The sequence below is a fragment of the Actinoplanes ianthinogenes genome (assembly GCF_018324205.1).
Classification (GTDB): Bacteria; Actinomycetota; Actinomycetes; order Mycobacteriales; family Micromonosporaceae; genus Actinoplanes; species Actinoplanes ianthinogenes.
The window spans coordinates 9088181-9112243 of record NZ_AP023356.1; the positions used below are offsets into that span (position 1 = coordinate 9088181).

Annotated in this window: 23 protein-coding genes and 1 pseudogene; 11 read left to right on the forward strand and 13 right to left on the reverse strand. The window is 72.3% G+C overall.

Features of this window, described 5'->3' with window-relative positions:
- The first annotated feature begins 7 nt into the window (after positions 1–7).
- The 3 genes from Aiant_RS41130 (at position 8) to Aiant_RS41140 (ending at position 3002) form a co-directional block, all read left to right on the forward strand.
- The gene (locus Aiant_RS41130) at positions 8–1153 is read left to right on the forward strand and encodes an acyl-CoA dehydrogenase family protein (protein WP_189330053.1); all 1146 of its coding nucleotides are present in this window, start codon (positions 8–10) and stop codon (positions 1151–1153) included.
- A gap of 10 nt (positions 1154–1163) precedes the next feature.
- Positions 1164–2390: an acyl-CoA dehydrogenase family protein gene (locus Aiant_RS41135; protein ID WP_212846767.1), complete on the forward strand. Its 1227-nt coding sequence runs from the start codon at positions 1164–1166 to the stop codon at positions 2388–2390.
- Between the two features lie 81 nt (positions 2391–2471).
- The gene (locus Aiant_RS41140; RefSeq protein WP_229830018.1) at positions 2472–3002 is read left to right on the forward strand and encodes a YrhB domain-containing protein; all 531 of its coding nucleotides are present in this window, start codon (positions 2472–2474) and stop codon (positions 3000–3002) included.
- Here the strand turns inward: Aiant_RS41140 and Aiant_RS41145 are convergent.
- From Aiant_RS41145 to Aiant_RS41155, 3 genes are all read right to left on the reverse strand, one after another.
- Positions 2997–4334, reverse strand: coding sequence for an NtaA/DmoA family FMN-dependent monooxygenase (locus Aiant_RS41145; RefSeq protein ID WP_189330056.1), 1338 nt, complete (start codon positions 4332–4334; stop codon positions 2997–2999). The genes Aiant_RS41140 and Aiant_RS41145 overlap by 6 nt on opposite strands.
- Positions 4324–5730, reverse strand: a complete 1407-nt coding sequence (locus tag Aiant_RS41150; protein WP_189330057.1) for a SidA/IucD/PvdA family monooxygenase — start codon at positions 5728–5730, stop codon at positions 4324–4326. The genes Aiant_RS41145 and Aiant_RS41150 overlap by 11 nt, the downstream gene beginning before the upstream one ends.
- 68 nt (positions 5731–5798) lie before the next feature.
- Positions 5799–6731: a LysR family transcriptional regulator gene (locus Aiant_RS41155; protein ID WP_189330058.1), complete on the reverse strand. Its 933-nt coding sequence runs from the start codon at positions 6729–6731 to the stop codon at positions 5799–5801.
- A gap of 248 nt (positions 6732–6979) precedes the next feature.
- Between Aiant_RS41155 and Aiant_RS41160 the strand changes: the two genes are divergently transcribed.
- Together Aiant_RS41160 and Aiant_RS41165 are read left to right on the forward strand one after the other, a co-directional pair.
- Positions 6980–9220: a putative bifunctional diguanylate cyclase/phosphodiesterase gene (locus Aiant_RS41160; protein ID WP_189330059.1), complete on the forward strand. Its 2241-nt coding sequence runs from the start codon at positions 6980–6982 to the stop codon at positions 9218–9220.
- A complete protein-coding gene (locus Aiant_RS41165) occupies positions 9207–9497 on the forward strand; it encodes a hypothetical protein (RefSeq protein ID WP_189330060.1) in 291 nt (96 codons plus the stop codon). Before Aiant_RS41160 ends, Aiant_RS41165 begins: the two co-directional genes overlap by 14 nt.
- On the opposite strand, the gene Aiant_RS46275 is transcribed toward Aiant_RS41165, so the two are convergent.
- The 6 genes from Aiant_RS46275 to Aiant_RS41190 form a co-directional block, all read right to left on the reverse strand.
- A complete protein-coding gene (locus Aiant_RS46275) occupies positions 9472–10233 on the reverse strand; it encodes a hypothetical protein (protein ID WP_229829968.1) in 762 nt (253 codons plus the stop codon). The two genes, Aiant_RS41165 and Aiant_RS46275, sit on opposite strands and share 26 nt — an antisense overlap.
- On the reverse strand, positions 10154–11431 hold the full coding sequence (locus Aiant_RS46280) for a M6 family metalloprotease domain-containing protein (RefSeq protein ID WP_229829969.1): 1278 nt from the start codon (positions 11429–11431) through the stop codon (positions 10154–10156). The genes Aiant_RS46275 and Aiant_RS46280 overlap by 80 nt, the downstream gene beginning before the upstream one ends.
- A gap of 98 nt (positions 11432–11529) precedes the next feature.
- Positions 11530–12228, reverse strand: coding sequence for a putative bifunctional diguanylate cyclase/phosphodiesterase (locus tag Aiant_RS41175; RefSeq protein ID WP_189330061.1), 699 nt, complete (start codon positions 12226–12228; stop codon positions 11530–11532).
- A gap of 18 nt (positions 12229–12246) precedes the next feature.
- A complete protein-coding gene (locus tag Aiant_RS41180; RefSeq protein ID WP_189330062.1) occupies positions 12247–13452 on the reverse strand; it encodes a GGDEF domain-containing protein in 1206 nt (401 codons plus the stop codon).
- 70 nt (positions 13453–13522) lie between these two features.
- Positions 13523–14107, reverse strand: a complete 585-nt coding sequence (locus tag Aiant_RS41185; RefSeq protein ID WP_189330063.1) for an RICIN domain-containing protein — start codon at positions 14105–14107, stop codon at positions 13523–13525.
- A 141-nt stretch (positions 14108–14248) separates the two neighbouring features.
- Positions 14249–15079: an alpha/beta fold hydrolase gene (locus Aiant_RS41190; RefSeq protein WP_212846775.1), complete on the reverse strand. Its 831-nt coding sequence runs from the start codon at positions 15077–15079 to the stop codon at positions 14249–14251.
- Positions 15080–15149: 70 nt separating this feature from the next.
- Here Aiant_RS41190 and Aiant_RS46285 point away from each other — a divergent pair.
- A pseudogene (locus Aiant_RS46285) lies at positions 15150–15320 on the forward strand (TetR family transcriptional regulator); the annotation flags it as partial.
- A 492-nt stretch (positions 15321–15812) separates the two neighbouring features.
- On the opposite strand, the gene Aiant_RS41195 reads toward Aiant_RS46285, so the two are convergent.
- Entirely contained in the window at positions 15813–17180 is a 1368-nt protein-coding gene (locus Aiant_RS41195) for an alpha/beta hydrolase family protein (RefSeq protein WP_189330064.1), read from the reverse strand.
- Positions 17181–17393: 213 nt separating this feature from the next.
- Here Aiant_RS41195 and Aiant_RS41200 point away from each other — a divergent pair, with 213 nt between their 5' ends.
- The 4 genes from Aiant_RS41200 to Aiant_RS41215 all read left to right on the forward strand — a co-directional run bounded on the left by Aiant_RS41200 (position 17394) and on the right by Aiant_RS41215 (position 20022).
- Positions 17394–18335 carry an SDR family oxidoreductase gene (locus Aiant_RS41200; protein WP_189330065.1) on the forward strand — a complete coding sequence of 314 codons (942 nt, stop codon included), beginning with the start codon at positions 17394–17396 and terminating at the stop codon, positions 18333–18335.
- On the forward strand, positions 18332–19189 hold the full coding sequence (locus Aiant_RS41205) for a helix-turn-helix transcriptional regulator (RefSeq protein WP_212846777.1): 858 nt from the start codon (positions 18332–18334) through the stop codon (positions 19187–19189). Before Aiant_RS41200 ends, Aiant_RS41205 begins: the two co-directional genes overlap by 4 nt.
- A 61-nt stretch (positions 19190–19250) precedes the next feature.
- Positions 19251–19499, forward strand: coding sequence for a hypothetical protein (locus tag Aiant_RS41210; RefSeq protein WP_189330066.1), 249 nt, complete (start codon positions 19251–19253; stop codon positions 19497–19499).
- Positions 19500–19545: 46 nt separating this feature from the next.
- Entirely contained in the window at positions 19546–20022 is a 477-nt protein-coding gene (locus tag Aiant_RS41215) for a hypothetical protein (protein ID WP_189330067.1), read from the forward strand.
- Here the strand turns inward: Aiant_RS41215 and Aiant_RS41220 are convergent, their stop codons facing one another.
- The 3 genes from Aiant_RS41220 to Aiant_RS41235 all read right to left on the reverse strand — a co-directional run bounded on the left by Aiant_RS41220 (position 20023) and on the right by Aiant_RS41235 (position 23032).
- Positions 20023–20880: a class II fructose-bisphosphate aldolase gene (locus Aiant_RS41220; protein WP_189330068.1), complete on the reverse strand. Its 858-nt coding sequence runs from the start codon at positions 20878–20880 to the stop codon at positions 20023–20025.
- Complete coding sequence (locus tag Aiant_RS46290; RefSeq protein ID WP_229829970.1) at positions 20874–22070, reverse strand: 1-phosphofructokinase family hexose kinase; 1197 nt, start codon at positions 22068–22070, stop codon at positions 20874–20876. Before Aiant_RS46290 ends, Aiant_RS41220 begins: the two co-directional genes overlap by 7 nt.
- A gap of 191 nt (positions 22071–22261) precedes the next feature.
- Positions 22262–23032: a DeoR/GlpR family DNA-binding transcription regulator gene (locus Aiant_RS41235; protein WP_189330069.1), complete on the reverse strand. Its 771-nt coding sequence runs from the start codon at positions 23030–23032 to the stop codon at positions 22262–22264.
- 143 nt (positions 23033–23175) lie between these two features.
- Here Aiant_RS41235 and Aiant_RS41240 point away from each other — a divergent pair, with 143 nt between their 5' ends.
- A complete protein-coding gene (locus Aiant_RS41240) occupies positions 23176–24060 on the forward strand; it encodes an SIS domain-containing protein (RefSeq protein WP_189330070.1) in 885 nt (294 codons plus the stop codon).
- Positions 24061–24063 lie beyond the last annotated feature (3 nt).

The following is a 24063-nucleotide window of genomic DNA, read 5'->3' on the forward strand; positions in this document are numbered from 1 at the left end:
AGGAGCAATGCCCGTCATCACCACCCCGGTCCGCCCACCCGCGCTCGACTCGGACGAACTCTCCTCGGTGCTCGCGGAGATCGCCGCGGACGCCCGGCGCCGCCGCGCCGAGGCACCGGGGGAGCGACCGCTGCGTGCCCTCGCACTGGTCCGCGAGCACCGGCTCGGCGCCGTGCGGGTCCCGGTCGCCGACGGCGGCGCCGGATACACCCGGCGGGAGCAGTTCACCCTGTTCATCCGGCTGGCCGAGGCCGACCCGGACGTGCCGCACATCCTGCGCCTGCACTACGGCTTCGTCGAGGAGGTGCTGCGCGACCCGGCCCGGCCGTGGCTCGCCGAGATCCTCGACGGCAAGGTGTTCGGCGGCGCGGCGGCGGAGCTGACCAACCGGGCGGGCGTGTACACGTACGACACCACGCTGGTCGCGGACGGTTCGGCGTACCGGCTGAACGGGCGCAAGTTCTACAGCACCGGCGCGCTCTACTCCGACTACCTGCGGCTGGCGGTCAGCGACGGCAGCGGCGAACGGGTCAGCGTGCTGATCCCGGCCGACCGCGCGGGCGTCCTGCACGACGACGACTGGGACGGGATCGGCCAGCGGCACACCGCCAGCGGCACCACCGTGCTGGACAACGTGCTGGTCCACGCCGCCGAGGTGATCCCGTTCCCGGGCCCGGACCGCCGCAACGGCGCCCAGGCGCAACTGCTGCTGCACGCGATCGCCGCGGGCATCCTGCGCGACCTGAGCGCCGACGCCGCGGACCGGGTCCGCGCCCGGACCCGGTCGTACTCGTGGGGAAACCACGACGAGTCGCGGCACGACCCGCAGATCCTCCAGATCGTCGGTGAGCTGGCGGCCACCGCGTACGTCGTCGAGGCCGCCGTCCTGGCCGCCGCCGAGGCCCTGGACGGCCCCGGCGCCTCGCTGGCCGCCTCGAAGGTGAAGGTCGGCGTGGAGGAGATCGCACTGCGTGCCGCCGGAGCGGTCTACGGCGCGCTCGGCGCCTCCGCCACCCGCTCGTCGCAGCACCTCGACCGGCACTGGCGCAACCTGCGCACCCTGTTCAGCCACAACCCGACGGTCTTCAAGGCCCGCGCGATCGGTGACGTCGTCGTCAACGACGCCGAGCTGCCCGCCGTCGGCTACTTCTAGGGGGTACGCCGTGCCGACCGACCTTGTCACCCGTTTCCGCCCGCTGCTCGACCGGATCGCCGCCGACGCCCGCGAGCGCGAGGCCACCCGCCGTCTCCCGCTCGACGAGGCCCGCGAGCTGGCCGCGCTCGGCCTCGGCGCGGTCCGCGTCCCGCAGGAGTTCGGCGGGTCCGGTGCGAGCCTGCGCCAGCTGTTCGAGCTGCTCGTCGAGCTCGGCGCCGCCGAGTCCAACCTGGTGCAGGCGTTCCGGGTGCACTTCCGGTTCACCGAGGACCGCTGGGAGGAGCGCGACACCGACCGTGGCCGGCGCTGGCTGTCGCGGATCGGCGCCGGCGCGGTGGTCGGCAACGCCACCAGTGAACGCTCCGGCAACGTGCGCGGGCGTACCACCACCACGCTCACCGAGGCCGGCGGCAGGCTGGTGCTCGACGGCACCAAGTACTACAGCACCGGCAGCCTGTACGCCGACTGGATCTCGGTCGCCGTCGTCGGTGACGACGGCAACCGGATCACCGCACTGGTCCCGCGCGACGCCCCCGGCCTTCAGCTGCTCGACGACTACACCGGCTTCGGCCAGCGGATGAGCGGCAGCGGGACGACGATCCTGACCGGTGTGCCGGTCGACCCGGAGGACGTCATCCCGCAGCGGCAGCGGCACGCCGGCACCACCTCGATCGTGCAACTGGTGCACCTGGCCACGCTGGCCGGGATCGCCCGCCGCGCGGTCGACGAGGCCGCCGACTTCGTCCGCCGGCGCCGCCGCTCCTACGGTCACGGCAGCGCGGACCTGCCCGCCGAGGATCCCCTCGTCCAGCAGGTGCTGGGCCGCGTGGACGCGATCGCGCACACCTCACGGCAGATCGTGCTGGCCGTCGCCGACGACCTGGACACGGCCAAGAACGCCCGCTGGGCGCTGCACGACGCGGCGTCGCCGGACCGCGAGGAGCAGGTGCGAGAACTCGAACAGCGCGCGGAACTGTCGGTGCTGCGGGCCCAGTCGGTGGTGATCGACCAGGTGCTGCACGCCACCACGGAGATCTTCGAGGTGGGTGGGGCGTCCGCGGTCGAGGAGAACCTGCGCCTGGACCGGCACTGGCGCAACGCCCGCGTGCTCTCCTCGCACAACCCGGCGATCTACCGCGAGCGCCAGATCGGCGAGCACCTGCTCACCGGGGTGCTGCCCGTCTCGATCCCGTCCGTCGGCGTCGCACCGAGCCTGCTGGAGGCCGCGCAGTAGCCACGCCGGTGGGAGTACCGCCGTCCCGCGTAATACGGTGGGACGGCGGTGCTGTCGTGCCGGATGATGCCTGTCGTGATCATGAAGGCGCGCGCCGTGGAACTGGTCGAAGCGCAGCTTGCCCGGGAACGGCAGGAGCAGCCGACGCTGCCCGACCTGGCTGTCGTCGACGTGGAGGAACACGCCCTCGGCTGGCTGGTCTGCTGGAACTCGGCCGACTACGCCCGGACCCGCGAGGAGGGCACCGAGCTGATCGGCCAGGGCCCGTACCTGGTCGACCGGCAGGACGGCAGCATCCACCACATCCCGGTCACCACCTTCCTCGGCGAGGACTGGGCGGAGCTGTACCAGGAGTCACGGGGCAGCGCACCGGACCCGCTGCTGGACGCCGTCCGGGACGTCGCGCGGCGCGACGGCCGGCTCCCCGCGCTGCGCCTGCTGCGGTCCGAGGCCCCGCGGCTCTCCCTGCCGGAGGCCGCGGCCTACGTGGATGCCGTTCTCGGCGGGCGCGAGCCCGCCGAGGAGCTCACCAGCCGCACCCGGGCTCCGGACCGGCGGTACGTCCTGCCGATCAAGACGCTGACCGGTCCGGCCCGCGCGGGGACGTCATGATCTTGATGGCGCGGGCTCGGGATTCCGGGGGTCGCGGAGTTTGAGGCGTTCGCGCAGGGTGGAGCCGTCGTAACCGGTGGGGACGGCGCCGGCCGCGCGCAGCAGCGGGACGACGTGCCGGTTGAACTCGGCGATGCCGTCCGGCAGGACCGGGATGTGGATGTTGAAGCCGTCCACCGCGCCGGAGCTCCACCAGTCCAGGATGGTGTCGGCGACCTCGTGCGGGGTGCCGACCGCCAGGCGATGGCCGCCCTCGACACGGCGCACGAGCTGCCGTGGGGTGATCTCCTCGGCAGCCGCCAGCTCGGCGAACGACTTCACGAAGCCGACCGGCCGCTGCTGACCCTCGTCCCAGGTGAACAGCGCCGGGTCCAGCGGCTTGTCCGGATCCAGGCCGGCGGGCAGGTCCGTCGCCCAGTTGCGGTGCAGGAAGTCGGCGATCAGGCCCTCCTCGCCACGGTGCCCGTGCAGCGCTTCATGTTTTCGGTACGCCTCGGCACGCGTCTCGCCGAGGATCACGGTCAGTCCGGGGAGCAGCCGCAGGTCCCCGGGGTCCCGGCCGTGGACCAGGGCACGGTCGCGCAGCCGTGCCCGGTAGTCGACGGCGGACGTCCGGTGCAGCAGGGACGCGTACACGATGTCGGCGTGCTTGGCGGCCAGGTCGATGCCCGCGGCGGACGCGCCGGCCTGCGAGATCACCGGATGGCCCTGCGGACCGATCGGCACGTTCAGCGGCCCGGTGACGTCGAAGAACTCGCCGCGATGGTCGATCCGCCGCGCCGTGCCCGCGTCCCACAGCTGCTCGTCCGGCGGCTCGTCCGGCGGGGTGTCCCAGCTCAGCCAGAGATCCTTGACCAGCTGGACGAACTCGTCGGCGCGCCGGTACCGCTCGGCGCGCCCGGGCAGCGGCGCGGCGCCGAAGTTCGCGGCGATGTCCGGGTTGAAGCTGGAGACCACGTTCCAGATCACCCGGCCGCCGGAGATGTGATCGAGAGTGGCCAGCCGGCGGGCCAGGTTGTACGGCGAGTTGTAGGAGGTGGACGCGGTCAGCAGGAATCCGATGTCCGGGACGGCCGCGGCCACCGCGGAGAACAGCACGGTCGGATCGAAACTGTGGATCGGCCGGGACGTGTTGTCGCGTTGCAGCGCCGGGTGGTCGGAGACGAACACGATGTCGAACACGCCCTCGTGCGCGAGCTGCGCCGACCGCAGGTAGTGGTTCCAGTCGACGAACCGGTTCCACTTCGTGCCCGCGGCGGCCCAGGAGCGTGCGGCGGAACCGGTGCTGTTGAGCGCGACGCTCAGGATGAGGTGGTTCCGTTCAGGCGGCAACGGTCGCCGGCTTCCAGAGCGCGTGCGCGTATTCCTCGCGCGACGCGGGGGCGGGAGCGGACGGTGCCGGGCGGTGCAGGTCGGCCAGGACCAGGTCCCGGGCGATCGCGTCGACCAGCCGGGGGACGCCCGCGCGCAGGCTGGGGATGTCACCGACCGGTAGCCCGAAACTCTGGCTCGCGGCGGCGTTGAACACGTGGATCGCGGACACCCAGGCGGCGTCGGTGCTGTCCCGGGCGGTCAGCTCGTAACCGGGCCCGACGTAGGGGAAGCTGCCGAGATGCTCCGACCGCAGCTCGGTGGGGGGCTCGTAGCGGTCCTGCCAGCGGGCGATCCGGCCGGCGATCCCGGCCAGCTCGGGGCGGGTCCGCGGATCCTGCTGATAGCCGGTGCCGGCGATGACGAAGTCGAAGGTGTGCGGGCCGTCCGCGGCGGTGACCCGGACCTGCCCGCCGGCCTCGGTGGCGTCCTGCCACGGGGCGGCCAGGTGGATCCGGAAGTTCGGATGGGCGGTGGCCCGCACCACCGAGTCGGCCGGGACGCTGCCGGCGAACGCGAACCGGCGCTTCCACCGCACGTCGTCGGGCAGGTGGTGGAAGGTGTCGTGGGCGGCGGGGCTGGGCGCGACCCCGCCGGGCCGGACGACGACCAGGTCGTCCCGCCGGGAGAACAGGTGCACCTCGGCCGCGCCGGCCTCCAGCGCGGTGGCGGCGGCGTCGAACGCGGAGGCGGCGGCGCCGAGCACGGCGACCGTGCGGCCGCGCCGTGCGGCGAAGTCGATGTCGTGGCCGGTGTGCGCGAACACCGCGGGGGACAGGGCGGCCACCTCGTCCGGGATGCGCGGGCCGCCGATGCCCTCGACGCCGGTGGCCAGGACCAGTTTGCGTACCGTCTCGACCGAGTCGCGACCCTGCTGCCGCAGGTGCAGCCGGATCCGGCCGGCGTCGCCCGGCTCGACCCGCAGCACCCGGACGCCGCGCCGGACCGGCACCCGCACCTGCCGCTGGAACCAGGTGAGGTAGGCGATCCAGTCGGCGGTCGGTACCCGGTCGATCGCGGCCCAGGCGTCCGGGCCGTAGCGGGCTTCGTACCAGGCGCGGACGCCGAGCGCCGGATTGCCCAACTCGGGTCCGACCAGGGTCTTGCCGGTGCGCAGCGTGTGCATCCGGGCCCGGCTCGCCCAGCTCCCGACGTGCTGCTCGTCGTCGACCGCGTCCAGGACGGTGAGCCGGGTGATGCCGTACCGGCGGAGGGCGTGGGCGATGGTCAGTCCGCTCTGGCCGGCCCCGATCACCGCGACGTCGTGGTCGGTGCCGTCGGTCGGCGGGACCCAGCCGGCCGGATCGGGGCCGAGCAGCCGGAGGGATTCACGGGCGGCGAGATCAGCGTTCGCCATGGCTCCCATTCCTCTCATTTCGGGCAGGTTTGGGCCTGCTGGTCGTACGAAAATCGGATTTTGATCTGCTAAGAGGCGATGCTCAGGCGGTCGGCGCGCGGCGCGGGCGCGATCTCCGCCGCGATGGTGCGCAGCGTGCGGAGGATGGTCGCGATGTTGGGGTCGCGCTGGCGACCCTCCCGGACCACCGCGCTGATGGTCCGCACGCCCAGGTGGAGTCCGTCGACGATCAGGCCCTCCAGATGGGCCGGCACGGACAGGCGGGGCACGATGGCGGCGCCGACCTCGGTGGCGGCCAGGTCGCAGATGTTCTGCGCGCCGATCACCCGGTGCTTGATCTCCGGGATGAAGCCGGCCGACTTGCCGGCCCGCTCCACCGCGGTGTCCAGCCGGGAGTCGCGCGGGCCGGTCACCCACGACTCGCCGGCCAGCGCGGACAGGCCGCGGCCGCGGATCCGCAGGTGCAGGTGCGAGGGCGCCATCAGGACCAGCGGCTCGTGCAGGAGCGGATCGCCGGCGAGGCCGCTCCACGGGTCGTCGGCGTCGAAGTCGTAGCGACAGGTGATCGCGATGTCGACCTCGCCCTGCCGCAGCAGCCGCACGCCGGCCTGGCTGGGCGCCTGCTGGAGGTGGATCTGGAGATCGGGCTCGGCGATCCGCAGCTGCTGGATCGTCGGCGCGGCGAGCATGGAGACGCCCATGTTGAACGAGGCGACGGCGATCTGCCCGGCGACCGAGCCGCGGGTGGCGGCGACCGCGCTGAGCGCCTCGTCGACCGCGCCCAGGACTCGGCGCACGTGCTCGACCAGGACGTGGCCACTGCGGGTCAGGGTCAGCGTCCGGCCGTCGCGGCGGAACAGGATGGCGCCGGTCTCCTTCTCCAGCACGCGCAACTGCTGCGACACCGCGGAGCTGGTGATGCACCGGCGCTCCGCCACGGCGGTCACCGTGCCGAGATCGGCGAGGTCGCTGAGGAGCATCATGCGCCGCAGGTCGAGCATCACGCACCGCCGTTCCCGCTGGTGAGGCTGGTTGCTGTCACGAAGTCCAATATGGCACAGGAACCCGGGATAACCTAGTTAACCTATGTAACTAGTAGGTTATTGCCGAAGCGGGTACGGCGGCCCGTCAGGTCACGAGATTGCGACAGAACGCTCAGGTGTGGCCTGGACCGCCCGATTGTGCCAGTGTGCCTTCGGTGAAGAGGACGCCTGCGCGTGGGCGGATCTGGCTCTCAGCCGGATTCGTGGTGGGCGTTGTGCTGCTGGTCGCGCAGTTTGTCGCGATCATGCCGGTAGCGCACGGCTGGATGGACCGGCACACCTGGGTGAACGACGTGCTCCAGGACGGGATCTACCTGCTGGCCGCCGCGCTGGTGGCGGCCCGCGGTCTCGGCGTGCGCCAGGACCGCGGCGCCTGGCTGCTGATGGCCGGCGGCCTGAGCTGCTACGCCGCGGGCACGGTCTACTGGATCGCGGTCCTCGTCGACCTGCACCCGCCGCCGTACCCCTCGCCGGCCGACGCGATGTGGCTGGCGTATTACCCGTTCGCCTACGCCGCGCTGCTGCGGCTGCTGCGGGCCCGGCGCTCCCGGATCAGCCTGCCCACCTGGCTCGACGGCCTGATCGCCTCGGCCTGCGCGGCGGCGTTCGCCTCGCTGGTGTTCCTGTCCGGCTTCACCTTCGGCGGTTCGGCCGCGTCGATCCTGGTGAGCCTGGCCTACCCGATCGCCGACATCGTGCTGGCCGGCCTGCTGCTGGGCGCGTGGGCGCTCAGCGGCTGGCGCACCGAACCGGTGTGGGTGCTGCTGCTGGCCGGGATGGGCCTCAACACCACCGCCAACGCCATCCACATGTTCGACACCAACCACGGCACCTACATCCCGGGCGGCTGGACGGACGCGCTGTGGTCGGTCGCGCTGGCTCTCATCGTCGTGGCCGCCTGGCAGACCCGCAAACGGTCGTCGGTCCGGGGATCGACCAGGGCGTTCGTGGGCTCGTCGCTACCGGTGGCGCTGGCCTGCGCGGCGATGGGCCTGCTGCTGTACGGCAGCTGGCACGGCCACGTGGTGCCCCGCACCAGCACCCTGCTCGCGGCCACCGCGATCGCCGCGGCGATCGTCCGCATGCTGCTCACCGTGCGGGCCGTCGAAGCGCTTTCGGACGCCCGCCGCCAGGCCCGCACCGACGACCTGACCGAACTGCCCAACCGCCGCCTGTTCCAGGAGACCCTGGACGCCGAACTGCACCTGCGCGACCCGTGCGCGCCGATGGCGGTCGCCATCGTCGACCTGGACCGCTTCAAGGAGATCAACGACAGCTTCGGGCATCACCTCGGTGACAAGCTGCTGCAACTGGTCGCCGCCCGGCTGGGCGAGGCGCTCGGCGACAACGGCATGCTGGCCCGCCTCGGCGGCGACGAGTTCGGCGTGCTGCTGCCCGCCGCCGGGGTCGACCGCGCCCTGCAAAGCGCGACCGGGCTGCTCACCGCGCTGCGGCACCCGTTCGACCTGGAAAAGGTCACCCTGCACGTCGACGCCAGCATCGGCCTGGCCGTCTTTCCCGACCACGGCACCGACCGCAGCGCCCTGATGCGGCACGCCGACAACGCCATGTACACCGCCAAGAGCGACCACAGCGGCCTCGCCGTGGCCAGCGAGGGCGCCGACGACGACAGCGGCCGGCGGCGGCTCACCACGCTGGAGGAGCTGCGCGCCGGTCTCGACGACGGCGACCTGATCCTGCACTACCAGCCCCAGCTGGACCTGGCGACCGGCGCGGTCTCGGGCGTGGAGGCCCTGGTCCGGTGGAACCACCCGACCCGCGGCCTGGTCTATCCCGACGGATTCCTGTCCCTGGCCGAACACGCCGGGCTGATGGGCCGCCTCACCATGCAGGTGCTGGAGCTGGCCCTGGAACAGTGCCGGGACTGGCGGGCCGCCGGTCTCGACCTCACCGTCGCGGTGAACCTGTCCACCTCCAACCTGCACGACCCGACGCTGGCGGCGTATGTCGCGACGGCGCTGTCCCGGTACGGCGTGCCGCCGGCCGCGCTGCACCTGGAGGTCACCGAGGAGGTGCTGATGCGCGACGCCGCCCGGGCCACCGAGACCCTGGCCCAGCTGCGCGCGAACGGCATCCGGCTGGCCGTCGACGACTACGGGACCGGGTACTCCAGCCTGGCCTACCTGCATGCGCTGCCGGTGGACGACCTGAAGCTCGACCGTGCCTTCGTGGCCCACTGCGACACCGACCCGCGCAGCGCGGCGATCGTGAAGAGCACGGTCGAGCTGGCCCACAACCTCAACATGCGGCTGATCGCGGAAGGGGTGGAGAACGAGGTGGTGCTGGACCGCCTGCGGGAGTGGGACTGCGACCTGGTCCAGGGCTACCACCTGAGCCGGCCGCAGGCGGCGGACCGCCTCACCCCGTGGTTGCTGGAGCGGCAGGCGGCGCAGTCGCCGGCACCGTCGACTCGTGTGGCTTGGTAGAGGCATAAGACGGCGTTCCAGCGGTGGCCCGCCGAGCAGCGGTCCGGCGAGAGTCCTGTTCCTGCACAACGCCCGCCGGGTCGACGAGCGGACCGGAGCCCTGCTCCAGGGAGCCATCTCGGACGACCAGGCGCGCCGGGCCCAAGAGGCCACCAGCGGGCCCTTCGACTACCGCTCGTTCCCCGACGCCGCCCATCGCCTGCATGCCGCGGACCCGGCCCTCTTTGCCACCACCCTGCGCGAGTGGGCGATCACCGCCGCACCGTGCAGGTCGTGACCGTCCGGGCGGCCGGGTCGCTCTCCGAGGTGATCGTGACCGCCACCTTCGACGGACTGTTCACGGAGACCTCGACCGACGACGTCTTCCCGCCGGGCACCGCGACGACCGCCCGCGGCACCGTCGCCCCCGGCGCCGACACGCGCAGCACATCGTCGCCGCGCCCGGTGTTGCGCACCGGAACGGTGCACCGCGCCCAGCCGGTCTTGTCGAGACGGGCCGACGCCGGGGACGCCTTCACCCCGCGGGCACCCGGCCCGGCCCCGTCCAGCGACCGCACCGCCACCTGGTACGACAACACCCCGTGCCGATCCCGCCGCCGCTCCAGCACGTAGAAGTGCAGCCGGTTGGCCACGTCCACGTACTCGAACTCGCTGCCCGACCTGGTCCCGGCGTGGAACAGCGCGTCGGACAGCTGCCGGTAATCGCCGATCGTCATCTTCTGCGGCGTCCCGTCCGGCAACACGAAGTCGACCTTGTCGATGTCCTGCGGATTGGCGTCGACGGTCCAGATGAACGGAGCATTGTCCGCGTTCTTCGTCTTGGCCAGCAGCACCCCGGAGTCCGGCGTGAACGAGTCGAACCCCATCCGGTCGACGACCTCGAGGGTGTAGTTGTCGTAGCCGCCGCCGTCACAGTACGGATCCGCCGACGGATCACAGGCCGCCGACCTGTCCCCGCCGTCCAGCGTCACGGTGATCCCGGCCCGGCCCTTGTCCACCTCGCGCGCCGTCACCGTCGTCACCACGACGCCGGAGCGGGCGAGGGCGTCCCGGGACAGCTTCAGCACCGCGGCGTCGTCGACGATGCCGCTTCATCTTGTTGCGCAGCATGTGCTGCGCGCCCATCGAGGAGCCCGCGGTGCCCGGGATCAGCCACCGGCTGTGCGGGCCGCCCGGCCCGTTGAACGTGCCCCGGCTCAGCATCTCCCACGGTCCGCTGTAGTCGCGGCGGGCCGGGATCCCGTACGGATTGTTGTAGTTGTCGCCGACGCCGAGGATGTGGCTGAACTCGTGCGCGTAGGTCGACATGCCGGAGCTCTCCGCCTGCACCGAGCTGCCCGCGGCGGCGTTGGGCCAGATGTTCGCCGAGGCCTGCCAGGAGGTCCACGGGACGTAACGGGTGTCGTTCCAGTTCGGCAGCGACTCGTCCGGCGGGCCGAACTCGTCGGTGACGTCGTCCCTGGTGGTGAACTTCATCTGGCCGAATTCCTGCCAGGTGGACGACTCGTCCTGCCCGGCGGACAGGAAGAAGACGAAGTCGTACTTGGCGGCCTCCTCCGCGCCGACCGCGGCGATCCACGCGGCGCGCGCGTCGCCGCGCAGGTCACGACCGCAGACCGCGCCGGCCGGGCAGCCCCGGCCGTGCTGCATGGACGACTCGATGCCGTACTCGTAGCTCGGGCTCGCCATCCGGTAGACCCCGAACGAGCTCAACTCGATGCCGAAGCGCCCGTTCGAATCCTCCATCCAGTACTCGTGGATGGTGTGCCCGCGATTGAGCGTGCCCGGCTTGTTCAGGAAGTCCCGATAGAAGGCCGGAACGTCGTCACGAGCCAGGTTCTGTACGCCGGTCGGGTTCTGGTAGATCGTCGAGTTCGCCGGCTGCGTCACCACGAACGGCTGGTTCGGATAGTCGACCAGCACCAGCGCGCCGTTGAAGGTGCGCTGCGACCCGTGCACCGCCGGGTCCGCCCAGTTCGTCCCGGGCACCTTCCGGTAGTCCGACCAGGTCATCGTGTCCGGCAGCTCGTAGTGCTGCGGGTCGATCGGCTGCGGCCCGCCGCCCGGCTCGGCCAGGGCGGCCGGCTCGTCACGCTGCCACGGCTGGGTCTGCGGCCAGTGCCGTGTCCGCCACGGCGTCTCGGTGTCGGCACCGCCCGGCGGCGCCGCCCCGGCCGGTGTCACGGTGAGCGCCCCCGTGACCGTCAGCACCACAACGGATATGACCGAACCGAGACCCCGCGCCGTCGCCATCTGGCCATCCTGGCAGTCTCATCGACGGTTATCAATCCCAAGATGCGGACGGCGGCTCAGCCGACCGTGGCCTGCCGGGCGTTCAGCCAGGACGGCAGATCGTCGGCGGGCATCGGGCGGGCCAGCAGGTAGCCCTGCGCGATGTCGCAGCCCGCGGCCGTGAGCAGGTCGGCGACCTCGGTCGTCTCGACCCCCTCGGCGACCACCTGAAGGCCCAGGTTGTGGCCGAGATCGATCACCGACCGGACGATCGCGGCGTGGGCGATGTTGTCCGGCAGGTCATCGACGAAACTCTTGTCGATCTTGAGTTCGTGCAGGGGCAGCGTGGCCAGGTAGGCCAGCGAGGTCTGACCCTGCCCGAAGTCGTCGATGCTGACCCGCACGCCCGCCGCGGCCAGGCGGCCCAGGACGTCGGCGGCGACCGCCGGGTCGGTCATCAGCGCGGTCTCGGTGATCTCGACGATCAGGCGGGCGGCGGGGACCCCGGCCTCGGCCAGCGCGGTCAGCACGGCGTCGGCGAAGTCGGCGCGGGCCAGGTTGCGGGCCGACACGTTGACCGCGACGCTCAGCGCGTCGCACGCCGCTCCCCAGTCGCCGATCTGCGCCAGCGCGGCGCCCAGGATCCAGCGCGTCAGCGGATCGATCAGGCCGGTCTGCTCGGCGGCCGGCAGGAACGCGTCCGGCGCCACGACACCGCGCTCGGGATGCCGCCACCGAACAAGAGCTTCAACAGAACAGATTCTTTCCGTACGCAATTCCGCCTTCGGCTGGTACTACAGCACCAGCTCGTCCGCCTCGATCGCACGGCGCAACTCGGCGACCAGGGCCAGCTGGGCGGCGTCGTAGTGATCGCGGCGCCGGTCGTAGCGGGCGGTCCCGCTGCGGGTGCCCTTCGCCAGGTACATCGCCATGTCGGCGCGCCGCAGCAGGGTGTCCACGTCGGTGCCGTCGGCGGGCGCCACCGCGTACCCGAAACTCGCCTCGGGCGACAGCGGCAGCGTGCCGACCAGGGCCTCGGCCTCGACCGCCGCGCGCAGCCGGTCGAGCAGCGGCCCGGCCTCGTCCGGTCCGACGTCCGGCAGCACCAGGCCGAACTCGTCACCGCCGAGCCGCGCCACGGTGTCCCCGGAGCGCACCGCGGCGGCGAGGCGGCCACCCAGCTCGCGCAGCAGGCCGTCCCCGATACGGTGCCCGAGCGTGTCGTTGACCTCCTTGAACCGGTCGACGTCGACCAGCACCACGGCCGCGCTGCCACCGTCCCGCTCGGCCGCCTCGACCGCCGCGGCCGCACGACGCTGGAACACCACGCGGTTGGGCAGGCCGGTGAGCGCGTCGTGTCCGGCCTGGTGGGCCATCCGGCGTATGGTCGAGCCGCTGATCAGGGCCAGGATGATCCACAGTGCGGCCAGACCGATGGCCAGGGCGAGGTAGACCGTCCGCAGGCCTTGGCTGACCTCGTGCGCGATCTGGTCGTACGGTAAATAGATCTCCAGAATGCCGGCCACGGAACCGTTCACGATGATCGGCTGGTAGACCTCCACCACCTCCCGGCCGACCGGACCGGTGTCGTTGCGGTCGGAGTTGAGCCTGGTCAGGTGGGCCACCGCGGTGCCGCGGGCGGCTTGCAGCACCTCGTCGCCGACCTCGGCGCCCAGCCCGGACCCGTCGTCGGAGAAGACCACCCGGCCGGCCGTGTCGCGCAGCCGGAGCCGGACGATCGCGCCCGATCCGACCGCACCGGCGGTCATCTCCCGCAGCTCCCGCGTCTCCTCGGCCGACAGGGGCAGGCCGAGCGGGCGGTCCGCGAGATGCGGCTCGATGGCGGTGCGCGCGACCAGGGCAGCCTCGACCCGGGCGACACCGATCCCGCGGACGCGTGCCTCGTGGTTCAGCGCGATCGACAACGCCAGTCCCAGCAGCAGAACCGGGACGAGACTCGCGCCGGCATACGTGAGGAACAACCTCCACGACGAGGGCACGGCAGGCACGGTACGCCGTCGCCGCGGTCCGTGGGGGGCCGGCCTGATCGTCACCGGCACCGGCGGATCGTCAGAGGAAGATGTTCCAGCGCTGGTTCCAGTCCGCGTATCCACGGTGGTTGCAGAGCCAGACCTGCAACGGCGCGCCGTCGTAATAGGAGTCCGTCCCGCCGGTCGCATCCAGGCACCGCCCGTCGCTGCGGTTGACCAGCAGCCCCCACTTGGCGGCGGCACCGGTCTCCAGCGGGGTGAACGCCCACTGCTGGTTGTACGCACCGTCGATGCACGGGTACTGATAAACGGCGTTCCCGTCGGCGTCCGGAACGTCCTGTGACTTGTCCAGGCACATGCCGGATCGGACATTCATGATGGTGTAGTAGTGGATGCTTCCGACCGAATACACCTTGGTCATCTGCCAGTACTGATTCGCGTTGTTGGTGGTCTGGCGCGCCCAGATCTGCACGGTGGCGCGGGGGTCCAGCGACCTGCCCCGGACGTCGATCACCTTGCGGCCGCTGGCGCTGGGCCCGCCGGGAGGCAGGATGCTGATCCAGGTGGTCCACTGGTCGTTGATGTCGGCCCGGGCCGGTGCCGGCCAGGCGACCACCAGGCTCAGAGCGGCGCAGGCCGCCGCCAGTCTCGTTCTCCACCGCATGTCGTCACTCCCCGCTGTCGGCGCGGTCCGGCGGCGACGGGAGGCGCGCCGGCGATTCCGCAGGCCGGAGCGTATCGAAGAATGTCGAAGCCAGCGACCCCGTCGGCCGATCCGGCCGCCCGTCCGGCGACGGCGATCACCTCAGCACCATCGCACCGTGGCCCGGCTGAACCGGGTGATCAGGTCGCCGAGCGCGCCCGGATCCGTCAGCGGCAGCAGGTGGTTGGCGCCGGGGACGGTGGCGACCGTGGCGCCGGGGATCATCTCGGCCAGGTGGGCGATCAACCGGTGCACCGGATCGGGGCTGGCGCCGCCCTGCACCAGCAGCACCGGCGGGCGCAGGGTCGCCAGGGCCGCCGGCTCCACGGTCCAGGCGTCGACCGCGGGCATCTCCTCCGTGAAGAAGTACCCGCTGCGCTCGACCGCGTCCGCGACGCGTCCGGCTCCGAGCGCCTGTGTCATGACCGCCCGATGGCCGGGCCCGCACACGAGCGTCATGAAGGTGTCGAACGCCGCCGGCAGATCGCCGCGGGCGACAGCGGCCATGACGGTGCCGATCACGGGGCCGAACGCCGTGCGCAGCAGCTCGCGATCCGCCGGAGCGGCGAGCGGCGCCACCAGCGGCGGCTCGCAGAGTGTCAGGCCGCGGACCGCATCGGGATGGTCGAGGGCCAGCTGGAGCGCCACCGTGCAACCCGACGAGTGCGCGACCACGTGGGCGGGCCCCGTGCCGAGGTGATCGAGCAGGGCGGCGGCCTGCTCGCTGTGGCCGGCGACGGTGAGCCCCCGCGGCGCCGGGGCGCCGGTGTATCCGGCCCGCACCAGGCGGATCACCCGGTGATCGCGCAGTGCCGGCTCGGCGGCCAGCGGGGTGAACCAGTCGGCGAGCCCGCCGCCGTGGATCAGCACCACGGCCTCACCGCCCCCGCCGGAGTCGGTGCAGGTGATCGGGGCGAAAGTCGGATGCGCCATGGTGATCCCTCCTCCGAGGTCGATTTCGCTAGAGCTGGCTCTAGCGAGTTACTAGAGTAGGCTCTAGCGAATGCGGGACGGGGTCAAGCGAGCGACGAAACCCGACAGCGCACCGGCCGGCCGCATCAGCCGCGCCGAGCAGGCCCGGGCCACCCGCCGGCGCATCGTCGACGCGGCCGCCGAGCTCTTCCTCGCCCGTGGCTACGGGGCGACGCTGCTCGACCAGGTGGCCGAGCGCGCCGGCGTCGCCGTGCAGACCGTGTACTTCCACTTCGGCAACAAGCGCACGCTGCTCAAACACGTCATGGACGTGGCCGCCGCCGGCGACGACGAGCCGGTGCCGATGCTGGACCGCCCCTGGATCCAGCAGCTGCGTCAGGAGACCGAGCCGCGGCGCATCGTCGAGCTGTGGGTGGTCAACGGCCGCGAGATCCTGCACCGGGTCGCCCCGCTGATGCGGGTGATGCGGGGTGCCACCGGCGCCGATCCGGACCTGGCCGCCCAGTGGGAGGTCAACCAGCAGCAGACCCGGAGCGCGCACGGCATGCTGGCCGAGCTGCTCGCCGCCCGTGGGGCGCTGCGCCCGGGGCTGGACGTCGATCAGGCCCGCGACATCGCGTTCGCCGTCACCAACGTGGAGACCTACCTCCAGTTCACCGACCTGTGCGGCTGGACTCCCCGGCAGTGGCAGGACCGGATCATCGACGTCCTCACCGCGGCCCTGCTGAGGCCGCTACCAGACATGCAGGTCGCCGTAGGCGGAGAGGACCGCGGGCAGGTCACCGCCGCGGCCGCGCAGGCCGGCGTCCAGGAACGCGGCGCAGGTCGCGGTGGTCATCCGGACACTTTCGGTACGCCCTGAGGAGCCGACCAGCGCCGGAACGGGTGGTAGGTACAGCGGCGCGTCGGTGAAGGTGAGGTGCGCGCTGCCCGGCACCGTGAGCAGATAGCCGGGTCCGGTGCCGCGCTCCAGGATCGCCGACACCAGGGCGACGTAGTCGGCGTCGGCCCGGTCCTCGACGGGATGGGTCAGGGCCAGCACCGGCTGGCGCAGCGGACCCTGGTCCGGATCGGGCCCGCCGTCGAGGTTGATCACGGCGGTGAACCGCGGGTCGCGCTCGGCGGCGCGCATGGCGGCCGCCCCGCCGATCGAGTGGCCGGTCGCCGCCGCCCGGGACGTGTCGAGCCGTCCGGTGAACGGTCCGGGCTCGGTGTCGAGGCGGCCGAGCCGGGTGAGGACGAAGCTGAGATCGGCGGCCCGTGCGTCGACCCAGCCGGTCCGGCGCCGGGCGTCCTCGCCCGGGTTGCCGCCGGCCGCGACCCGGGTGCGAAGCGTCCGCCCGTCGGCGAGCACGACCGCCGCCGAGTCGTACGGATGGTCGACGCCCGCCACCAGGTAGCCGCGGCTGGCCAGGTCCTCGGCCCAGGCGGTGTTCTGGGTGCGCACGCCGCCGAGCCCGGGCGAGAACAGCACGACGGGGGAGCGGCCCGGCGCGGGCGCCGCGTCGGACACCGCGTGGCTGTGTGCGCGCACCGCCCCGTCCAGCAGGAAAGCCGGCGCACCCAGGTAGTCGCCTTCCGCCGCGGCGACGATGTCCGCCTCCCTCCGGTTCCGCCCGAGGTACTGCGCCCGCGGGGTGTCGGGCGGGACCGGCCCGGCCGGGTACCAGAGCTGCACGACCACGGCGCGCCCGGCACGAGCCGGGTCGGTCCACTGCATCACCGTGGTCCCGACCGCGGACGGCCCGGACGGCTGCGGGAAGTTCGCCACCGGCAGCGCCCAGGCCGCCCCGGCGCCCGCGACGATCAGGCCGAGACAGACCACGGATCCGGGCAGGGCCAGCCACCAGCGGGCCCGCCACCCGGCCCGCTCGGCTCGCCGGCGCACCAGCCGGCCGATGACTGCTCCCACCCCGACGAGCAGGTCCGCGGCGAGCACCGGCAGCAGCTGCCAGCGCATCCCGGGTGCGGCCAGGGCGGTGCCGGCCGCCACCACGCCCGTCGCGGCGAGCGCGGTCCGGCGGCGTGCGACGGGCGGCAACCACCGGCTCAGCACCAGGGCGAGCGAGTCCAGCACGACGACGATTTCCGGCGCGGACATGTGAAGGACGGTCACGACAAGATCGTTCTATGGGCGCGCTGAGAGCCCGCTGAGCCTTGCTGAGACGTGCCGGGGCGGGCGATCGGTAACGGCAGGTCGCCGGTCCCCGGACACCCGGGCTCACCGGTAGCCTGGGATCGTCAGGCCGTGGCTAACCTCAGCGGCTGATCGCATCCTGGTGTCACACCCGGCGAACGACATCAGGAGCAGCACATGGCGCGCAAACAGCCCGACATCACCATGCCCGACCTGTCCGGCAAACGGGCCGTCGTGACCGGCGGCAGCGACGGCATCGGGCTGGGCATCGCCACCCGCCTCGCGGCCGCCGGGGCCGAGGTCGTCATTCCGGTCCGGAACACGGTCAAGGGCGAGGCGGCGATCGAGCGGATCCGCCGGCAGGTGCCGCGGGCGAAGGCCTCGCTGCGCGAGCTCGACCTGTCGTCGCTCGGCTCGGTGGCGGCCCTCGGCGCGGCGCTGCGGGCCGAGGGTCAGCCGATCCATCTGCTCGTCAACAACGCCGGGGTGATGACGCCGCCGCAGCGGCAGACCACCGCGGACGGGTTCGAGCTCCAGTTCGGCACCAACCACCTGGGCCACTTCGCGCTGGTGGCGCACCTGCTGCCGCTGCTGCGGGCCGGTGGCGCCCGGGTGGTCAACCAGATCAGCGTCGCGGCGAACTCCAACGCGATCAACTGGGCGGACCTGAACTGGGAACGCTCGTACGACGGGATGCGGGCGTACAGTCAATCGAAGATCGCTTTTGGTCTGTTCGGTCTGGAGCTGAGCCGGCGCAGCCGGCGGCACGGGTGGGGGATCACCAGCAACCTGTCGCATCCCGGTGTGGCCCCGACGAGTCTGCTGGCGGCTCGCCCCGAGGTCGGCCGGGCCCGGGAGACGATGGGCAGGCGGCTCATCGGTGCCCTGTCGGCGCGTGGCATCCTGCTGGGAACGGCCGAGTCCGCGGGGCTGCCGGCGCTGGTGGCGGCGACTGCCGAGGACGGTGGTTTCTACGGGCCGAGCGGTCCAGGACACCTCGGCGGGCCGCCCGCGGAGCAGCGGCTGTACTCGCGGCTGCGCAGCGAGGACGAGGCCGACCGGGTGTGGCGTGTCTCCGAGGAGCTGACACAGGTGGCGTTCACGGCGGTACAAGGATGATCATCGATCGTGCCGGGCTCGCCGAGTTCCTGCGGCGGCGACGCGAGTCCCTGCAACCCGAGGACGTCGGCCTGCCGCGCGGGCAGCGCCGCCGGACGTCCGGGCTGCGCCGCGAGGAGGTGGCCACGCTCTGCCACATCTCCGCCGACTACTACAGCCGGCTCGAACGCGCCCGCGGCCCGCACCCTTCGGAGCAGATGGTCGCGTCGATCGCGCAGGGGCTGCACCTGTCGATCGACGAACGTGACCACCTGTTCCGCCTGGCCGGACACCACCCGCCGGTTCGTAGCGGTGCGGTCGGCGAACACATCAGCCCCGGTGTGCTGCGCATCTTCGACCGGCTCGCCGACACCCCGGCCGAGATCGTCACCGAGCTCGGCGAGACCCTGCGGCAGAACGCGCTCGGTGTGGCCCTCAACGGCGACCTCACCAGGTTCACCGGTCCGGCCCGCAGCATCGGGTACCGCTGGTTCACCGATCCGGCCTGCCGCGCGCTCTACCACCCCGACGACCACCAGCTGCACTCCCGGGTGTTCGCGTCCGGGCTGCGGCACGTGGTCACGCTGCGCGGGCCGGGCTCCCGGGCGGCATATCTCCAGGGTCTGCTGCTCGACAGCTGCGAGGAGTTCCGCGCGGTCTGGGACGAGCATGAGATCGGAATCCGATATCAGCACGTGAAACGCCTCCTGCATCCTGAGGTGGGGCTGCTGGAGCTCACCTGCCAGGCGATGCTCGACCCGGAGCAGGGGCATTCGCTGCTCGTCTACACCGCGGTTCCCGGGACGGAGAGCTACGACAAGCTGGCCCTGCTGTCCGTCATCGGCGCACAGACCCTTGCCGCACGAACCACCTGACCTGCCAATTCCAGCCGTCACGACGAGGAGTCGTCTAGGTTTGCCCCGTGAGCATGAGCCTTTGCCTCGTGAAGGTCTCTCCGGCGTGCTCCGCGCCCTGGAGGGCACCGGTGCCGAGGTCGAGTACGACTTCGGCTACGGCAACGGGTTCACGGTGAACGCCCGGGAGGCGGCCGAGATCGCCGACGGTCTCGCGCTGGAGGGCTGGTGGAGCCCGGGACAGGAGGTCACGCTGATCTCGCATGCCATCGCGGCGTTCTACCGCTCGGCCGCCGACGAGGGCCGGACCGTCATCGGCGGAGTCGCGTAGCGCTCCGGGCGGCGCCCTATCCGCACCGCGCGGAAATACTGGCACCATGGACGTCAATATCGCGCCGCTGCTCGTCACCGGTGGTTTCACGCTGACCGCGGCACTTGCCAGCTCCGCCCTGACCCTGATCGCGGCGAATCGGCGGGACAAACGGCAGTCGTTCGAGGCGTCCTACTTCCGCAACCTGGAGCACCGCCGCACGCTGATCGTCGACTTTCTGCTCGTCTACGACCAGCTCCGCCGCAAGCTGCTGGGCGGGCCCGCCGCGCCCGGGGAGCACGACGACCTCGACGAGTTGCGGCGCCGGCTGGGGGAGGGGCGGACGACGCTGGAGCTGTTCTGCCGGCCGGAGACGCGGCCGGTGCTCGCGGAGGCGGAACGGCTCGGCCGCCGCGCCTGGCTGGGTGCGATCGGGCGCGAGCCGTTTCGCGACGACGAGTTCGCCGGGCACGGCGAGGCGATGGAGCGGTTCAAGGAGACGATGCTCGCCGCGTTCCGCAAGGATCTCGGCGAGCAGTCCTGATCAGCCGGCCACCGTGTCCGGCACCCCGGCGCTGAGCAGGCGCAACGCCGCCGTCACGGTGCCGGCCATCGCGGTGCGGGCCGACGTCAGATAGCGGCGTGGATCGACCAGCTCCGGGCGATCGTCGAGGGTGGCGCGGACCGCGCCGGTGAAGGCCGTGTTCAGCGCCGTACCGATGTTGATTTTGACCATGCCGCCACGCACCGCCGCAGTCAGGTCGTCGTCCGGCACGCCCGACGAACCGTGCAGCACCAGCGGCACCGCCACCGCCTCGCGCAGGCGCACGATCAGGTCCTGGTCCAGCCGCGCCGTCCGGTCCAGCATCGCGTGCGACGAGCCGACCGCGACCGCGAGCGCGTCGATGCCGGTCGCGGCCACGTAGGCCGCGGCCTGCGCCGGGTCGGTCCGGACGCCCGGCGCGTGCGCGCCGTCCTTGCCGCCGACCTCGCCCAGTTCGCTCTCCACCCAGAGGCCCGCCGCGTGACAGGCCGCGGCGGCCCTCGCGGTCGCTGCGACATTTTCCCGGTACGCCAGACGCGACGCGTCGACCATCACCGAGCCGAAGCCGTTCGGGGCGGCCTGGTCGAGCAACTCGGCGGAGACGACGTGATCGAGATGCAGCGCGACCGGCACGTGAGCGGCGGCCGCGACAGCGCGGGCGGCCGCGGCGATCGGGGCGAGCCGGCCGTGGTGGAAGCGCACCGCGTTCTCGCTGACCTGGAGGATCACCGGGCAGCCGGCGGCCTCCGCCCCGCTCACGATCGCCTCGGCGTGCTCCACGGTGATCACGTTGAAGGCGCAGACGGCCCGGCCACGCGCTCGCGCCGCGGTGACGAGCTCGCCGGTCGGGGTCAGCACGAGATTCCTCCTGGGGTCAGAAAGTCCTGGTAAACGGCTTTGTCGAAGGCGCCTGCGACCGGGCTGGCCACGGCCGCGGCGCTCAGCGCGACAGCATCGGCCAGCAGCGCGGGCCAGGCGGTCCCGTCGCGCATGCCACGGGCGAGGGCGGCGGCACACGCGTCCCCGGCTCCGGTCGGATTGCCGGTGACCGGCCGCGGCGGGACACAGCGGAACTCGCCGTCCGGGGTGATCGCCCGCAGCCCGGCCGCCCCGTCGGTGACGACCACGGTGCCGCCGGTCAGCCGACGAACGTCTGTGCCGGTGAACCCGAGAGCGTCTGTGCCGGTGATCCCGGGAGCGTCTGTGCCGGTGAACCCGGGAGCCAAGCCGGCTGGTCCAGCCATGCCGGGCTCGGCCTCCCCGGTTCCGAGAGGCTGGCCGGCGGGCGAGGCCGGGCCCCGCCTGGTCACCGTGTTTACGGGAAGTAGGTCGTGGGGCGAGCCCCTGCGGTGCCGGGGCGCCGTGGATTCGGGAAGCAGGTCGTCGGGCGAATCCCTGCCGTGCCGGGGCGCCGTGGATCCCCGAGGCCGGTGGGTCGGGTCGGCCGCCTCGGGTTCGGCGGCTGTGGGCGCGGGGAGCAGGTCGGCCAGTTCGGCCGCGTTCGGCTTGGTCACGGTGGGGCCGGCGGCCAGGCCGTGGGCCAGCGCGGGACCGCTCGTGTCCAGCAGCACCGGCACACCGGCCTTCGTCGCCGCGCGGATGAGCTGGGCGTACCCGTCGATCGGCACGCCCCGCGGGAGGGAACCGCAGAGCGCGACCACCGCGGCGCCGCCGAGCAGATCGCGGAAGTGATCGACGAATCGGAACCACTCCGGGTCCGTGACCAGCGGGCCGGGCTCCCAGAAGCCGGTGGCGTCCGCGTGGTCGACCACGGCGACCGTGCGGCGGGTCTCGCCGGTGATCGGGACGAAGGACGACGGCACGCCCTCGGCGTCGAGCAGCTGTGCCACGACAGCGCCGGTCGGGCCGCCGAGCAGGCCGGTGGCGAGCACCGGTTCGCCGAGCGCGTGCAGGACACGCGCCACGTTGAGGCCTTTGCCTCCTGCGCGTTCGGACACTTTGCTGACGCGATGCGTGCAGTGGGGGACGAGGTGCTCGACCGGGTAGGTGAGATCGAGCGCCGGGTTGAGGGTAACCGTGACGATCATGAGGGCTTCCAAGGGGAGGATCCGCCCACCACGGACCTGGACTCTTGCGGATTCCAGGTGCCTGAGTGCCGGACTGGTCAGACCGGCAGGGCGCGGCTGTGGCCCCGATTCCAACTGATCGAACGCGCAGTTGTCAATAGCGTTTCTTGCGCGTTTGACGGTTCCCTCTGCCCATATGAACAGATTCGAACTCAGCCGGCGACGACGACCTCGGTGCCGGTCCGGCGGATCGCGTCGAGGGCGGCCGGGTCGGCGCCGGTGTCGGTGACCAGCGTCGCGACCCCGGTGATCGGGCAGATCCCGGCCAGGCACACCTTGCCCACCTTGGAGCCGTCGGCGACCACGATCACCCGGTCGGCGCGGCGGATCATGGTGGCGTTGGTGTTCGCCTCGATCTCGTCGTGCGTGGTCAGGCCGCCGCGGGCGCTGATCCCGTCCACGCCGACCACGGCCACCTCCATGTTCAGGCCCTGGAGCGCCTGGTCCGCGATCGGCCCGACCAGCTCGTACGACTGGGTGCGGGACACTCCGCCCGTCATGATCAGTTTCAGCCGGGGACGCAGCGCCAGCTCGGCGGCGATGTTCAGCGCGTTGGTCACCACGGTCAGGTCGACCCGCTCGGCGAGCAGCCGGGACAGCAGGTGCGTGGTGGTGCCGCCGGTCAGGCCGAGGGTGAGCGGGCCCTTGGGCAGCAGGTCCGCGGTCGCCTTGGCGATCAGCGCCTTCTCCTCGCGGTGCTGTCCGCCCCGGTAACGGACCGGCAGCTCGTAGGCCGCGTCGACGGCGACCGCGCCGCCGTGTGTCCGTGACAGCAGCCGCTGGTCCTCCAGGGTCTGCAGATCACGGCGGATGGTGGCGGGAGAGACGGCGAACTCCTCGGCCAGCCGGCCGGCGTCGATCGAGCCGGTGCCGGCCAGTCGTTCGAGGATGGCCGACACCCGGTCGGCGCGACGCAGCGACATGGAACCCTCTCCCACCGGTGATCGAACGCGCCATCAATATAGTCCGTTTCGGCGCGCTGCCCCCGCCCGAGGTGCGCACTCGGAACTGTTCGTTTGTTGCGCGCATCTTGTAAAGCGAGCACAAACGCGCATAGGTTGCGGGCATGAACAACACGCTCCACGAGGTATTCAGCCAGCCCGCGACCTGGCGGCAGACCGAGTCGCTCACCGGCGACGCCCGTCGCGAGCTGGCCGCGCCCGGTGAGCGGATGCTCGTGCTCGGCTGCGGCACCTCCTGGTTCGTCGCGCAGAGCATCGCCGAGCTGCGCGAGAGCGCCGGGCTGGGGGAGACCGACGCGGTCTGCGCCTCCGAGTATGTGCCGCGCCGCCACTACGACCGGATCGTCGCGATCACCCGTTCCGGCACGTCGACCGAGGTGCTGGACGCGCTGCGCCGGGTGCCGGCCGGGGTGCGGCGGGTGGCGGTGACCGCCGTGCGCGGCGAGCCGGTCGACGGCCTCACGGATGCGCGTCTGGTGCTCGACTTCGCCGATGAGCGCAGCGTGGTGCAGACGCGGTTCCCGACCTCGGTGCTCGTGACCGTGCTCCGGGCGTACGGAAAAGGTGGGGAAAGGGTTGTCGCGGACGGTGAGGCGGCACTGGCCGCAAGCCTGCCCGCGGACCCGGGGGACGTCGACCACCTGGTGTTTCTCGGCACCGGCTGGACCGTGGGGCTGGCGCACGAGGCGGCGCTGAAGGTGCGCGAGGCGGCGCAGGCTCATGCGGAGTCCTATCCGGCGCTGGATTTCCGGCACGGGCCGGTGGCGGTGGCCGGGCCGCGGACCCTGGTCTGGTCGCTCGGCGACGTGCCGGAATCGCTCGACGAGACGGCCCGGGCGGCGGGCGCGATCGTTTACCGCGACGATCGGCATCCGCTCGCGCAACTGGTGCTCGCCCAGCGGTTCGCGCTCGCCCTGGCGGCCCATCGCGGCCTCGACCCGGACCGGCCGCGGCTGCTCACCAGGTCCGTGGTGCTCGCCGCCCGCTGAGCC

Bases quoted from the DNA above. Each gene is read 5' to 3' on its own strand.
- Aiant_RS41130 (WP_189330053.1), top strand. From the start codon at position 8: ATGCCCGTCATCACCACCCCGGTCCGCCCACCCGCGCTCGACTCGGAC.
- Aiant_RS41140 (WP_229830018.1), top strand. From the start codon at position 2,472: ATGAAGGCGCGCGCCGTGGAACTGGTCGAAGCGCAGCTTGCCCGGGAA.
- Aiant_RS41150 (WP_189330057.1), bottom strand. From the start codon at position 5,730: ATGGCGAACGCTGATCTCGCCGCCCGTGAATCCCTCCGGCTGCTCGGC.
- Aiant_RS41155 (WP_189330058.1), bottom strand. From the start codon at position 6,731: ATGCTCGACCTGCGGCGCATGATGCTCCTCAGCGACCTCGCCGATCTC.
- Aiant_RS41185 (WP_189330063.1), bottom strand. From the start codon at position 14,107: ATGCGGTGGAGAACGAGACTGGCGGCGGCCTGCGCCGCTCTGAGCCTG.
- Aiant_RS41190 (WP_212846775.1), bottom strand. From the start codon at position 15,079: ATGGCGCATCCGACTTTCGCCCCGATCACCTGCACCGACTCCGGCGGG.
- Aiant_RS41195 (WP_189330064.1), bottom strand. From the start codon at position 17,180: ATGTCCGCGCCGGAAATCGTCGTCGTGCTGGACTCGCTCGCCCTGGTG.
- Aiant_RS41200 (WP_189330065.1), top strand. From the start codon at position 17,394: ATGGCGCGCAAACAGCCCGACATCACCATGCCCGACCTGTCCGGCAAA.
- Aiant_RS41205 (WP_212846777.1), top strand. From the start codon at position 18,332: ATGATCATCGATCGTGCCGGGCTCGCCGAGTTCCTGCGGCGGCGACGC.
- Aiant_RS41215 (WP_189330067.1), top strand. From the start codon at position 19,546: ATGGACGTCAATATCGCGCCGCTGCTCGTCACCGGTGGTTTCACGCTG.
- Aiant_RS46290 (WP_229829970.1), bottom strand. From the start codon at position 22,070: ATGATCGTCACGGTTACCCTCAACCCGGCGCTCGATCTCACCTACCCG.
- Aiant_RS41235 (WP_189330069.1), bottom strand. From the start codon at position 23,032: ATGTCGCTGCGTCGCGCCGACCGGGTGTCGGCCATCCTCGAACGACTG.
- Aiant_RS41240 (WP_189330070.1), top strand. From the start codon at position 23,176: ATGAACAACACGCTCCACGAGGTATTCAGCCAGCCCGCGACCTGGCGG.